Below are 14,550 nucleotides of genomic sequence, written 5' to 3'. Positions count from 1 at the left end.
GCTATATAATCTCAAATATAAGAAAAGTTTTTAAGCAAAAAGAAAGAAAAGGCGGTGTAATTAAGCTTTAAATTAATATCGTAATACTACTAGAATACCTGTTTTGGAACATTTTTAGACTTTAGTTTTACATGAAACATCTTTTTTATTAAAATTTAGAAGACCAAATAAATAGTAAAATTGCCCATTGTAAAGCAAATATCATCCAAATCATTTTTCGGCTAGGTTCCATTATATTTTTCAAACTTTCAATAGTTCTATTTCTTATAATCTCATAAGGATTTTGATTCTCATCATTAAATTCGATACCATCCAGTCTTATTTTTTCCATACCTAAAACAATAACTTTTCTAAGCCATTTGTTTACTGTTTTGTCATTTTTAATGTCTTGTATTACTTTTAATTTTTGGATAGTAAAGTCTCCAGCGTTTCTTAAAACGGCTGGTTGTTGTTTTTTGTATTTTAACATTAGTTTATCTAATAATGCAACAAGATAACCTTCTCCTTTATTAATCGTAATTCGGTTAACAAGTTTTGATATAATGTATTTATTTCCGAATGTTAAAAATAAAGCAGAACTCGAAAAGAAAACGATAGAAAATAAAATTGTGCTAACAGGTCTTAAAATAAAAGTTGCTATTATAAACGGAATAGGAGTAGCATGACCAGAGCTGCCCACATTAACGTCTTGTGTCAACAGGAAAAAACCAATAACGACTACAATAATAGTAGAGATAGTACCTAAAAGATTGATTTTTATAAAACTAAATAAAGCAGATCCAGATAGTTTTGCGATGTATTTAAAGTTTTCTTGCATTTAATTTTTTGGTTTTAATAATTTATGGGATTAGTATTTTTTTTACAAATGAATCGTTAGTTATTATTCAGCTTTTAATTTTATTATTGAAGTTATAAATGGACAAACAAAATAATTTAATCAATTATAACTTTTTCGATAATTGTTTTTCCAGAGCTAAAGTCTTTTCCATAAAACAATACAAAATCAGCTTTTGCTTGAAGTCCAAGAAAACCATCCTTGAGCTGTACGAACATCTTGTCTAAATACATTTTGTGATTATTGACAATAACATGAATTCTGGCGCCTTTGTTATGATTATAGTTAAGATAGAAGTATAGTTTGTCTGAGGCAGCGAGACGTAGTTTATATGAGTTTGTTTTCGATTCTTCTAAAATCATTCCATAAGCTAATTTTCTTTGAATGATAGACAGTGGTTTTTTTATTCCGTTTTCAGTGTAAACAATTTGGTATTCGTCAATAGGGACAGTTGAATTAATAACACCATCTTTTATATTGGCATCATAAACATAAGTATTGTGGTTGTTGCTGTGTTGTATATAAAAAAGGCGGCTTGTAGTTTTTTCAGGTTCTGGATATCCTTCCTGTGCAAAACAAGAATGGGAGTAAAATAACAGAAAAAGAAAGGGTAATATAAATTTCATTTGAGCTAATATTTTATGTTGTATATAATTAAGGGTGTTGCTATTAAGATTAAAGTAAGGTTAAAAACAATTGCAATATTTCGTAATTGATACTGACTGTTTTTATGATAATTATTGAGTTCATAAAGTGTATAGCACAAAAATAAAAATACAAATAACAAACTTATTCTTAAAAAAACAACTGCTTCTGAAAAAAAACTAAATTTACCTTCTTGCAAACTTTCTGGCAAAAGGTAATAAGAATTATTCCATAATAGTGTCAAGAAGCCTATTAAAACTAAAATTCTGATCAGTATATATTTGAATATTTTCATTGTACAGAGGATATTTTAAAAGGATTTGAATTTTAATCTATTATTACTGGTTACACAATAAATAAAAACCGAATAGAAAACTAGGGTCAATTTTTGTCAGCAATTGACCATTTGTATTGATTTAGAAGTTATTAGTGTTTTAGTGTTATCCTTTACAAAATTAAGGTTTCAGGACTTTATGATTTTTTACTTGTATTACATATACACCAATCAGATAAAAGAATGAGGACAATATTAAAAGAGCAGTTTTAGTTAGAGATTTAGTTGTTTTAATGAAGTATTTAATAAGTATAAAATAATTTACGATTAATGAGATCATTATACAAACAGCACTAACATAAAAAAGGGGTAAATAAAGAATGGCAAATAATAATCTAAAAATAAAAGATATGGACAAAAAAATAACTGCAATGTCAACAATTAATAAGTAAAATACAATTTTATTAAAAACTTGGAGTATTTTTTTATTTTTTAGGACAAGTAAATTCATTATTTCATTCGAAGTTATCGATAACCAGAGCACATGAATTGTTAATGAAAGAACTAACCAATCATTTAGACTAGCGATTTGAATACCTAGTAAACTAAAGATAAATAGAGTTGTAAATATTATTTTAAGTCTCATTTTTTTTAAATAACTACTTTAATTTATTCAAATATATCGATAATTTGCCTCTTTTATTATTCTAATAAAAGCATTCCCGAAAAGATTCCAATGACGATCCACAGTATATCAGTAATAAATTGTAAATCTAATGGTTTCATGTTAGAGGCTATTATTTAACAATTTCTCCATTTTTGTAGACTATGGTTTCTAGTAGCTTTCCATTACTATCGTAAAGAAGCATAGTGCCGGTACCGTTGACAAGTGTGCCTTTATCTAAAACAGTTCCCTTGCCGTCATAACAACTCATTATTTCAATCAGTTTACCATTATTCCATCTTCTTTCGGTTTGTAGCTGCCCATTTTCAAAGTACCAGGTCCATACTCCAATTCTTTTACCTTCATCTAAGGTCCCAATTCCTTGTTGCACACCGTTAGGATATATAAAATGCCATTCGCCGTCTTATTTTCCGTTTTCAAATGCACCGTATTGATGTACTTGTCCATTCTCGTGATAATATTTCCATTGACCGTTTTTTAAATGGTTCGACATTTTCCCTTTAGATTCTAATACGCCGTTTTCAGTATAGTTTTTCTCGACGTTGCAAGAGGTGAATAGTAATAATGAGAGAATTATAGCTGATTTGATTTTTATTTGTATGATTTTATTTCGTACGTCTTTTATTACGTATTAAGGGAACTATTTCTCCAATTTAAAAATATAAAATAAGATTACAGCAGCGTATTACTAAATAAATACTTCATAAAAATACGTTTTTTAGGTGAGTAATTTATAAGTTTTCACTTCAGAAAAATAAATAGAGATATTGACATAAAATATTTTACCAAGTATCGTGAAAATCTCAATAATACACTTTTTAAAATACAGTTTATGGGTTTGCATACAACTATACTTACAAGAAGTCTAAAATAGTTAAGCAACAGCTTCATTTTGATTGGCAATTAACCAAATCTATATTTGATTAAAGCCACTATATGGTAAAAAAAAACCTCAGACAGTATCTGAGGTTGTTTATTTTTTTAGAGTGCACCACGAGTGCAATTGACTAATGGGACACTATTGAGTTGCAAATATACAACTATTTTATAATTTAATTACTGTAACTATAACCTAATTTATTTTCGATAATTTCTTTTATTATTTCATTCTTTACAAACTTATTGAATAATTCAACCAATTTTTTCTCTAGTTCGTTCTTTCGATTATTGGAAATATTGTTCATTAAGTAAAGTAGTGCTTTAACAGCGGAATCTAAACTATGACTGTAATTATTATTGAAAGGTATTTCAGGAACGCCACTCACTCCTTCATCTATGTGTAAATCAAATATAACACCACTATGAGCGCAACTATTACGAACAAAAACTAGGGTGTTCAAAAAGTTCTGAAGCTTTTCAGGTTTCTTAATTGCATATTGTTTACAAATCTGTTTCCTAACATTTTGGTCGATAATATGCTCAAATACTTTTACAATTGAGCCAAATGTGTAATATTCAAAAGTTTTCCAGCAAGGCGCATACTTATCGTCAGGGTATTTAACATGATGTTTACTAATTTGAATATTCTTTTTTTTAAAATTAGTATTGTAATGCGATTTTATGTCTTTCAAGTATTCCGCATCCATTATTGAAGCATCTGTATACCAAATTGCATTATCTTCATAATGCATGGAAACCCAATAAATAAGATTAGTTCTAAAATTTAATTCCAATCTATTAATATATTTAATCAATAAATATCTTAAATCTACATCTAAATAATACAGGTCAATTACTGTTGAAAATTTAGTTCCTTCTACAAAATTATGGTCTGCATCAATTTCGAAAGGATGCCAATAAAACCCTAGACGGTAGTAACCAATATCTAATAATATTTCTTTGGTCTTATCTTCATCTAAGTCCAAAGTCATACCTCTTTCACGAAGTTTTACCATTTGGTTTTCTACACTAGTTACTATACCTGCCATTTTCTATAAAGGATGTAATCGTTATTTTTAACAAAAGTCTTAAAGATAACAATTAAATTACAAAGGTTTGGATAACGGAAACTTGCTTCGAAACTTTAATAGCATTTAATTCCACCTAAAATAAAATTGTCATTAACGTTAGACATTTTTAGTTTAGCAACCAATCAAAAATATTCCATATCGAATATTTAGACAATTTCGTTCTTGGACGTCTGTTATTAGGATCTTTTACCAGATAATCACAGACATTGCAAGTGACTTCATCTCTTTTTTCTACTTTTATCTCAAAGAAATTGTCTGCAGATTTCATGTTGTTTTGACCCCCACTATTTCTTATATTATTTGTCAATTGAACGCTATTAATCAAAAAATTATCACTACCACATCTTGGGCACAGCTGCGTTTGATTTTTGCTAGCACAAAAATTAGGGCTTATTAATTTATCTATTTTTGTTTGTGTCAAGTTTCTATTTACGATGAACTCGTCTATTAATATTAAGGTCTCTTTAGAATATTTGTTTCTTTTAAATTTTATGAAATAGGCGAGTTCCCTGTTGGACAAGGATTCTAAAAATTCATTAATTTTATTCATTTGTAAGTTATGAAATTAAATTTTTAGTCTTATTTTGATATTCATTTCAACGATTGGTTTCTCCTCGCTAATATTTATTATTTGAGGTGCGAGATTTTTCCAAGTACAAAACTATCGTTAAATTAAGGATAAAAGACACAGCTCTTTTATCCGATGTTGGTGGAAGTTATTTTTCCACGGTAAATTTTTCTATTATCTTTTTAAATTCAGGTACAAAATTTCTTTGCAAGACCATACTAAAAGTCAAACTACTTAATTTTGAAAACGTGTAATTTAATTATTAAAGTAGTAAATAAATTCTCCGAATACCTTTCCTATATTGTAAATCGCACCAAGTGAGAAAAGAACTAATAAGATTCCAATTAATAAATTAGTTGATGATTTCTCTTTCGAGATAAATTTTGATATTTGTCAATGTAAGTGTCAATAAAAAATTCGTTTTTTTAAATTTTCATGTTTTATTTGTTTTAATAATGGTAAGGTGTTACTTGCGTTTTTGTTTTCAGAGTCTTTTTTACAATAAATGCTAACGTTTCGAGGCTTCAGGGAGTGGAGAACGTATTAACCGCATATTTTCCAGTAAAATAAAACTTCTTTTGAAAGATAAACGTGAATTTACCACATTTTCTCTATTTTTGTAAACAGCTTTTAGCAGAAGTTTTCATATGTGAATTGATATTTCAATATTTGAGTAAACATAATTAACTTTATTAATGGTAACTTTAATTTTTCCTTTATTTGACTCCAAAAGTATAGTGTCTCCAATATTTTTATTTTCAAAATTTATATTTAAACTGTTTCCATAACTAATGTTCAGAAAACAACCATAATTAACGGAAACATCGGTTAAACCAATTATTATATCTAAATCTTTGTTGATGTAACTTTCTGATTTACTTATTTTTATATTTTTTAAATCAGTATTTTTTGAAATATTAGTTTTTACAGAATTATCTCTTGTCAGAATTGTTTTTTCATATTGCGATTTATAAAATAAAGTTGGATTTTCAGATTTAGAATTCCAATCTTCATAATCTTTTAATTCAGATTTAAACTTTAAATTTTCTTCCTCAAGATATTCAATTCTCGCTTGAAACTGACTTATTGTAGCCTGCTTTGTTTCAATTTGACTTTTGTAATTATCTATTTTACTTTCCTCAAATGTAAATTTATAAAATACCCAAACTACACCAATTATTAATATAGTGTAACTTATTATACTTTTTGTTGGATTTGTTTCAAACCAGTTTGACATAATATTTTTTTTTTAAATTTCTACTAACCGTAGGGTAAATGAAAAATGGCATATTGAAAGACCCAAACTTCGATTAAGTAATTCCCCCGTTATTTTATATACTGGTTTTCTTTAACTGTTACTTAACGTTTCGCGGCTTCAAGAAGTGGCGAACTTCGTAACCGCATATTTTCCACTAAGATAATATTTCTTGCGAAAGAAAAACGTGAATATTGCACATATTTCGCCATTTATGCAAATCGCTGTTATAGGCAGGTTTTTCTGTTCAATTTTCAATATCTTCTTCTAATACAAGCGTATCAGTATTATTGCTTTTTGCATTTATTGCCCATAAAAAACTAATAAACCAACCAATCACTGTCCAAGCTATCAAAAAATTAAAAATAAAAATACGTTTGAAATGTATTTTGTCTCTTGCGATTATCGTAGGTATAAAATAAACACATACAGCAAAAAAGCCAGCCATTATTTTTTCAATTGTAATTTCATTATTTTCAAAAGGAAGACTGCTTTGTTGTGCGTAACTATAATTTGCTGTCAGCAAAAATATCAAAGTCCATCGTAAAATTCTTTTCATTGAAGGTTTTTGTTATTTATATATTTATGTTTCTGTCGTCGCTCGAAACTTGCCTATAATGTGTCGCGGCTTCAAGAAGTGTCGAACTTCATAACCGCATATTTTGCTTTAAAATAAAACTTCTTGCGAAAGATAAACTTGAATTTACCACATATTTCGCCATTTTTACAAACCGCTGTTATTCTTCGAAAGTATCTTTTTTCTCTTCCATTTTTTCTTTAATTTGTTCTTCTGCTTCTAAAATCCCATCAACTTCAGGCTCTTCAATTATTGGCACTTCAAAAATCATTGGTACATTTGATTTTAAAGCTTTACCTGCTACAATTGCTTGTCTAAATTTTAAGTTAGGTAAGATATTTGCAATTCCTTGTCCAAAATAGTTTGCTAAAAACTCACTACTTGTTTTATCAAATTCTTGAAATGATATAATTGTATTACATTGAGTTAATACTGTTTTAGAAACATTTGCTGTTCTTTGAGCAATAACTAACAAACCAACATCATATTTTCTACCTTGTAGAGCAATTTGAGCAATACTATTTAATAAAGATTGTGATGATTTATCAGCAATTCCAACAAAATTCCATTCAGGAATTATTGTATGCGCTTCTTCAAGAACTAAACAAACTTTATTGCCAAACGATTTTTTTGTTTTGGCAATATGAAAAAGTATTTTAAAAAATAGTCTTGTATATTCCAAAATTCCCGAAGTGTTATTCACATCAGGTAATTCAAATAAAGATATTTTGGCATCAGGATTTTTCATAAAATTTGAAATTTCCACGTGCATAATTGAAGCAATTTCTTTTCTTTTCAAAATTGTTGCATCAGAGTCTTTACCATAATTTTTCGAAACCGCCATTTCTATTTCGTCAATATCCTTGAATATTTTGTTAGCAATTTCTGAACTTATTACATCTATTGGATTTAAGTCATTAAATTTATTCTTGTATTCTCCTGTAAAATCTATACAAATAACTTTTACTTTTTCTTCCTTTAAATGTTCTCTTATTAGATTTCTTGAAAAAACGGACTTACCTGTTCCTGTTACACCTAAAACAGCAGTGTGGTGTGTTAATGCAAGTTCTTTATTTATTATTACGGGGAAATTTGTATTTGGAATCTGTCCAATTTTTAATTCTCCATCTAAAATTTTTACTTCTGGTATGTTGGAAGTTATGTAAACAGGTGAGTTTATTTCTGGAACCCAACCGAATTGTTCAAACCTAACTTTTTCTTGATTCCAAGTTCCAAGTTGAATTGCTTCGCCAATTATTAAGGCACTTTCATTTTTATTTTCAAGCTGTTGAATTTTAGTTATTCCTTCAACGATTTGATAAAATGCAGATTTCTTTTCAATTCCTACTTTAATTTCTAATAGTTGACCTTCTTGTATTGTGGCTTTTGAATTGTAAATAAACCTTACTTTACCTATAGTAGAATTTTCAGTGACAATTCCAGCAAAAGTATCCAAATATTTATTGTCAGGAACATTTTGTATTTTGTAAATAGTATCTTCCGTATGATTGTCAAATATTTGTTTGTTCTCAAAAATATTATTTATTTCTGATGTAGTTAATACTTTAACCCATTGTTGCTCATTTAATAGATAAGTATCTAAAATCATTCCCTTTCTGATTTGTTTTTTTTCGTCGATTGAATATTTAAACTCAACAAAATCAAACAGTTTTATTGTTTCTTTTCTATCACTAAATAGTTTTACAAGAAATGTGTTTTTTGATTGAACGCCGAAAATTGTACCTATTGCAGAATCTTGTTTTTTTATTTCAGATTTCTCGAATAAACTATTTATTATTTTTGCCAATGATGGTAAATTTAAAATCATAAATACTACCCAATAGAGGAGTAATGTATTAAATCCATTACTGTTTACGCCAAATTTATTCAATGCACCCCAAAGAAAAAAAGCAGAAAACATTGTTTGTGGTTTTCCAATTTCTCTATTTATTTTCGAAAGGAATTGAACAAATTTATTTTCATAGGATAGTTCTTTATTCCTAACCCACATTAAAGAATAACTACTTATAGATAAATAAAAAGTTAATCCTAAAAATATATAAAAAATCCAATTTCTAAATTCTTCTGGAACTAATAATAGTGAAATACCTGCTGTAACCGCATTAATAAAAACATTCGAATCTTTGGAAAAATGTGGTTGGTCAATTAGAGATAAAAGAATTAAAAGCAAAAAACCAGAAGTAAACCAAAAATCATTTAATAGAAAATTAAAATCGTTTGTTACATAATACCCAACACTAATTAAAACTATTAATGATAGACCCAAAAAAATCAATCTCGTTCTTTTATTCATCGTAATTTTTTTATAATATCAGCTAACTAAACTATATCATCACAAAGTGTAACTTTTTAAGTTAACTGCTATGTAATAGAGTACAGTCGTTTCTCAAACAAATATAATATTTAAAACCAAATGTTAAAGTCTTGTATTGAATTTTATTAGTAAATTTTCCTACAGCAGTTATTGTGATACGGCAACGCGTTCGCATGAGGGATGGGAGCGGAAATCCTCCCGCTTTTTTTGCGGGAGATTGCAGCGTACAGCCCGACGCTACTGTAACGGAGTGGAAGTAGGGGCATGCCCAAATGAAGCACAAAAAAAACGACTAAAGTAAGATCACCTTAGTCGTTTTTGAAATTGGTATTGTTTATCCTAAGAATGCTTTGAATTCCTCGTAGGTTTTGATTTTAGTACTTACTTTATCTTTATTCAGCACACTTTCTATTTGCGTCGGAATCGGTAAGCTAATACCTAAAGCCGGTTCGACGGTGTCTAAAAATTTGATAGGGTGGGCAGTTTCTAAGAAGATTCCAATAGCATCAGGGTGATTAACCAGTTCTTTTTTCAAACCCAAGTATCCAACAGCGCCATGTGGCTCGGCGATGTATCCGTTGCCGTTGTAAATGGTTTTCATGGCTTCTAGAGTTTCGGCGTCGTTGTATGTAAAAGAAGAAAAGTCTTTTTTGAATTGCTCCAAATCGTTGTTGTACATTTCTTGGATGCGCACAAAATTACTAGGATTCCCTACATCCATCGCGTTCGAAATGGTCGCTTTAGATGGTTTTGGATCGTAGATTCCGTTTTCCAAAAAGCGGGGCACCGTGTCATTTACATTGGTTGATGCAACGAAATGTGCAATAGGCAAGCCCATTTTTTTAGCGATGATTCCCGCGCAAATATTCCCGAAATTCCCAGAAGGACAAGAGAAAACCAATGGTTTATTTTGTTTTTTCAAGGCTTTGTAAGCAAAGAAAAAGTAAAACATTTGTGGCAACCAGCGCGCAATATTAATGGAGTTTGCCGATGTTAAATTGTGCTGCTTCAAGCTGTCGTCTAGAAATGCTTTTTTGACCATGTCTTGGCAGTCGTCAAAAAAACCGTCAACTTCTAGAGCTCTAATATTTTGTCCTAGGGTTGTCAATTGGCGCTCTTGAATATCGCTCACTTTCCCTGAAGGATACAATATAATAACGTCAACGCCTTTCACACCAAGGAAACCGCTAGCCACCGCGCCACCTGTATCTCCAGAAGTCGCTACAAGCACGGTATTTTTACTGTCTTTTTTGTCTTTGTTAAAATACCCCAAACAACGCGACATAAAGCGCGCTCCCACATCCTTAAATGCCATGGTTGGCCCGTGGAATAACTCCAAAGAATAGATTCCGTTTTCAACTTCCACCACCGGAAAATCAAAACAAAGGGTTTCGGCGATGATCTCTTTTAATACGTTTTCTGGAATTTCGTCTCCCACAAATTGGCGAATCGCCGTAAAAGCAATCTCCTCGTTTGATAAATTTTCTATTCCATCAAAAAAAGACTGTGGTAAAGGGGTGATCGATTCCGGAAAATACAATCCTTTGTCACTGGCCAATCCTTGAATTACGGCTTCTTGAAAAGAAACGTTTGCTGCGTTATGGTTTAAACTGTAGTATTTCATTTTTGTGTTGTATTGAGATCCCCACCCCGGCCCTCCCCGAAGGGGAGGGAGGCTTTGCGGATTTGACTTGTGTTTTGCGTAACTTTTTTTAAGATTTAATCGTATTTTTTATTCCCCCTTCGGGGGGGTAGGGGGCTACTCTTACACCATCCGGATTCACTTTTGAAACATGGATTTCATAAGGCAATTGCATTTCGTCATACACAGCACTCATGGCTTTGGCGATTTTGTTTGCGGTTGCTTCTCCTTTACTCAATGCAAAAATAGAAGGACCAGAACCGGATATTCCAGATCCTAAAGCACCGTTTTCTAAAGCGGTTTGTTTGATAAAATCAAATCCCGGGATTAGTACCGAACGCAAAGGCTCTACGATTTCGTCATGCAAAGAGCGACCAATTAAGTCGTAATCTTTAGTATATAATCCTGCGATTAATCCGCCTACATTTCCCCATTGCATGATGGCGCTTTTTAGGGATACTGTTTGTTTCAATACCGAACGCGCATCCGATGTTTTTAACTCAATTTGAGGATGAACCACGGTAGCATACAATTCTGACGGACTTTCGATTTTGATAATATCCAGCGGTGCATAACTGCGAACCAAAGTAAAACCACCCAAAAGGGCAGGAGCCACATTATCGGCATGGGCATTTCCGCAGGCTAGTTTTTCGCCTTGCATGGCAAATTGCACCAAGTCTTTAATTTCAAATGGTCGTCCTAGCAATTCATTGATTCCAAAAACCGCACCTGCAGAGCTAGCAGCGCTACTACCAATGCCGCTACCGGCTTTGATGTTTTTGTAAATTTCGATTTCGAATCCCGCGTCTGATTTCAAAGCTTCAAGCATTGCCAAACCTGCTACTCCAGCCACGTTTTTTTCTGTTTCTAGCGGTAAATCGGCACCCACTAATTTAGTGATGCGAATCCCTTTTTGATCTGATTTTCTAATAATCATTTCGTCACCCACATTGTCCAAACACAATCCAAGGACATCAAATCCACAAGATAAGTTGGCAATGGTTGCGGGGCAGAATATTTTTATTTCGTTCATTTTTTTTTTAGTTTCTAAGTTGCTTAGCTACTAAGTTTCTAAGTATTTAAGTCTCTTCAAAAACTTAGAAACTTAGGCACTCTGTAACTTAGTAACTTTTTTTTAAACATTCCCTATTCTAATCACATCGGCAAAAATTCCAGAAGCAGTAACTGCAGCTCCGGCACCAGCTCCTTTGATTAATAAAGGTTGGTCAACGTAGCGATCGGTGTAGAACAATACAATATTGTCTTTTCCTTCTAAGTTGTAAAAAGGATGGTCTTTTGGTATGAATTGCAAACCTACGCTCGCTTTTCCATCTTCAAATTGTGCTACAAATTTCAAGCGGCTTTCTTTAGCATTGGCTTCCGCCAAAATAGCTTCAAAATGGCTTGCGTATTGTGTAAGCGATTTAAAAAAGTCGTCGTTGTTTGTCGTTGCCATACATTCAGCAGGCAAGAACGATTCGTTTTCAATATCTTCTATTTCCATTTGGTAACCGCTTTCGCGAATTAGAATCAAGATTTTTCTAGCTACGTCAATTCCGCTCAAATCGATTTTTGGATCTGGTTCTGTGAAACCTTGAACACCGGCTTCTTTTACCACATCGTGGAAAGAATTGTTTGCATCAAAATTATTGAAGATAAAGTTCAAACTACCTGATAAAACGGCTTGAATTTTATTCACTTTATCACCAGATGCCACTAGGTTTTTTACAGTGTCAATAATCGGTAATCCTGCTCCAACGTTTGTTTCGAAAAGGAAAGAGGCATTGTACCTGCGTGACAAACTCTTTAAATTTTTATAATTATCAAAAGCAGAAGAACAAGCAATTTTGTTACAAGTAACTACCGCCACACTTTCTCTTAAATAATGAGCGTAAGTTTGTGAAACACTTTCGTTAGCAGTAATATCAACAAAAATACTGTTGCGCAAATTTAGGTTTTTTACTTGCTCGATAAATAGCTGTTGGTCTGCTTTTTCTCCATTATCAAGAAGTCCTTGCCAAGATTTTAAATCAATACCTTCCTCATCAAAAAGCATTTTTCTTGAATTGGCTAAAGAAATTACTCTCAAATTTATTTTTAGATTCTCTTTTAGGAATTTCTTTTGCTGTTTAATTTGATCAATAAACTTCTCACCTACGTTACCAACACCCATAACAAACAAATTCAGTTGTTTGGTGTTTTCTTCAAAAAAGCGTTCGTGAAGTGTGTTCAAGGCTTTCTTAACATCTCGCTCATTAATCACTGCCGAGATATTTCTCTCAGAAGCCCCTTGAGCAATGGCGCGAATGTTTACGTTGTTTTTACCAAGAGTGCTAAACATTTTACCACTCAGCCCTTGGTGGTTTTTCATGTTTTCACCTACAAGAGCAATTATGCAAAGGTCTTTTTCGACGATGCAAGGCTCCACTTTGTTTTGTACAATTTCGATTTCGAACGCTTTGTTGATAGCTTCCTCAGCGTTATTAGCATCAGCATTCAAAATTCCGATACAAATAGAGTGTTCAGAAGAGGCTTGTGTAATAAAAATAACATTCACATTGGCCTGAGATAGTGTTTCGAATAACCTTTTTGAAGATCCTAAAACCCCAATCATTCCTGGCCCTTCGAGCGTAATCAAAGAGATGTTGTCAATATGGCTGATTCCTTTTACTGGATTCCCATTGGCGACAGCCTTATTCGAAATAAAAGTTCCTTCGGCTGCTGGTTCAAAAGTATTCTTGATTAGAATAGGAATATTTTTCCGTAATACGGGCTGAATTGTTGGTGGATACAAAACCTTGGCGCCAAAGTGAGACAACTCCATCGCTTCTTGATACGAAATCGTAGCAATAGGTTGGGCTTGCTTTACAATACGAGGATTGGCAGTGTACATTCCGTTTACATCTGTCCATATTTCTAATTCAGAAACATGCAACGCACCAGCTAGAATTGCTGCCGTATAATCAGATCCACCACGACCTAGAGTTGTTGTGATTCCGTCTTGTGATGACGCAATAAAACCAGGCATGATCGTTACTTGATGAGTAACTGATTTGAAATAAGTAGCGATTAAATCGTTTGTTACATCAAAGTTTACTGCCGCTTTCCCAAAGTTGCTGTTGGTTTTAATTAATTCTCTACTGTCTTTGTATCCTGAATTAGTTACTTTTTGTTTTAAAGCTTCGGCTATAATATATGATGACAATAATTCTCCAAAACTCAAAATTGTATCTGCCGTTCTTGGGGATAGTTCGCCCAGAAGGAAGCAACCGTCTAATAACGTTTCAAGGTGGTTTACGATTCTTTTTATGTGACTCAATAAACCGCTTTGCTCACTAACGGGAATAAATTCTTTGATGGTGTCTAAATGCTTTTTTTCAATTTCGATCACTAACGTTTTGTAAGTCTCATCACAAGAAGCCGCTTTTGCTGCAGCGGTTTGTAATAAATCGGTCACTTTGCTCAATGCAGAAACCACTACGATTAATGGCTCTTGTTTGGCTTGATTTTGAACGATGTCTAAGACTAATTTTATATTTGTGGCATTGGCTACTGATGTACCGCCAAATTTTAATACTTTCATGTTGTGCATTTTGATTTTGAAAAAAAGCGAATATTTATTATTCACCCAAGAATTTTATCTCTCGAAAGAAATAACAATATAATACGGTTATATGTAAAAGTGTATACCCCTAAGGGGTTGTAGTTGTAGTAGAAAATGTAAACGTCATAGCAGTGCCAACCCAAATTAGAGTTGTTATCGA

General features: G+C 31.9%; 11 protein-coding genes. All 11 read right to left on the bottom strand.

What is annotated here, in order from left to right; genetic code table 11:
• Positions 1-148: 148 nt before the first annotated feature.
• The 11 genes from HNP99_RS14735 to thrA all read right to left on the bottom strand — a co-directional run bounded on the left by HNP99_RS14735 (position 149) and on the right by thrA (position 14,369).
• Positions 149-817: a hypothetical protein gene (locus HNP99_RS14735; RefSeq protein ID WP_173854156.1), complete on the bottom strand. Its 669-nt coding sequence runs from the start codon at positions 815-817 to the stop codon at positions 149-151.
• A 116-nt stretch (positions 818-933) separates the two neighbouring features.
• Entirely contained in the window at positions 934-1,461 is a 528-nt protein-coding gene (locus tag HNP99_RS14730; protein ID WP_173854155.1) for a DUF4833 domain-containing protein, read from the bottom strand.
• Between the two features lie 1,090 nt (positions 1,462-2,551).
• Positions 2,552-2,809: a toxin-antitoxin system YwqK family antitoxin gene (locus HNP99_RS17855; protein ID WP_173854154.1), complete on the bottom strand. Its 258-nt coding sequence runs from the start codon at positions 2,807-2,809 to the stop codon at positions 2,552-2,554.
• Positions 2,810-3,491: 682 nt separating this feature from the next.
• Entirely contained in the window at positions 3,492-4,367 is an 876-nt protein-coding gene (locus HNP99_RS14720; RefSeq protein WP_173854153.1) for an Abi family protein, read from the bottom strand.
• A 148-nt stretch (positions 4,368-4,515) separates the two neighbouring features.
• Positions 4,516-4,716 carry a hypothetical protein gene (locus HNP99_RS14715; RefSeq protein WP_173854152.1) on the bottom strand — a complete coding sequence of 67 codons (201 nt, stop codon included), beginning with the start codon at positions 4,714-4,716 and terminating at the stop codon, positions 4,516-4,518.
• 904 nt (positions 4,717-5,620) lie between these two features.
• Entirely contained in the window at positions 5,621-6,214 is a 594-nt protein-coding gene (locus HNP99_RS14710; RefSeq protein WP_173854151.1) for a hypothetical protein, read from the bottom strand.
• Between the two features lie 265 nt (positions 6,215-6,479).
• Positions 6,480-6,791, bottom strand: a complete 312-nt coding sequence (locus HNP99_RS14705) for a superinfection immunity protein (protein WP_173854150.1) — start codon at positions 6,789-6,791, stop codon at positions 6,480-6,482.
• Between the two features lie 178 nt (positions 6,792-6,969).
• Complete coding sequence (locus HNP99_RS14700; RefSeq protein WP_217424432.1) at positions 6,970-8,637, bottom strand: ATP-binding protein; 1,668 nt, start codon at positions 8,635-8,637, stop codon at positions 6,970-6,972.
• Between the two features lie 841 nt (positions 8,638-9,478).
• Positions 9,479-10,768 (bottom strand): threonine synthase, encoded by a 1,290-nt coding sequence (gene thrC / locus HNP99_RS14695; protein WP_173854148.1) that lies wholly within the window; start codon positions 10,766-10,768, stop codon positions 9,479-9,481.
• Between the two features lie 88 nt (positions 10,769-10,856).
• The gene (locus HNP99_RS14690; protein ID WP_173854147.1) at positions 10,857-11,819 is read right to left on the bottom strand and encodes a homoserine kinase; all 963 of its coding nucleotides are present in this window, start codon (positions 11,817-11,819) and stop codon (positions 10,857-10,859) included.
• 102 nt (positions 11,820-11,921) lie between these two features.
• Positions 11,922-14,369 (bottom strand): bifunctional aspartate kinase/homoserine dehydrogenase I, encoded by a 2,448-nt coding sequence (thrA, locus tag HNP99_RS14685; RefSeq protein ID WP_173854146.1) that lies wholly within the window; start codon positions 14,367-14,369, stop codon positions 11,922-11,924.
• Positions 14,370-14,550 lie beyond the last annotated feature (181 nt).

The sequence above is a fragment of the Flavobacterium gelidicaeli genome (assembly GCF_013294005.1).
Classification (GTDB): Bacteria; Bacteroidota; Bacteroidia; order Flavobacteriales; family Flavobacteriaceae; genus Flavobacterium.
The sequence above is the reverse complement of the archived record's forward strand: the minus strand, read 5'-3'. Positions and strand labels throughout refer to the sequence as shown.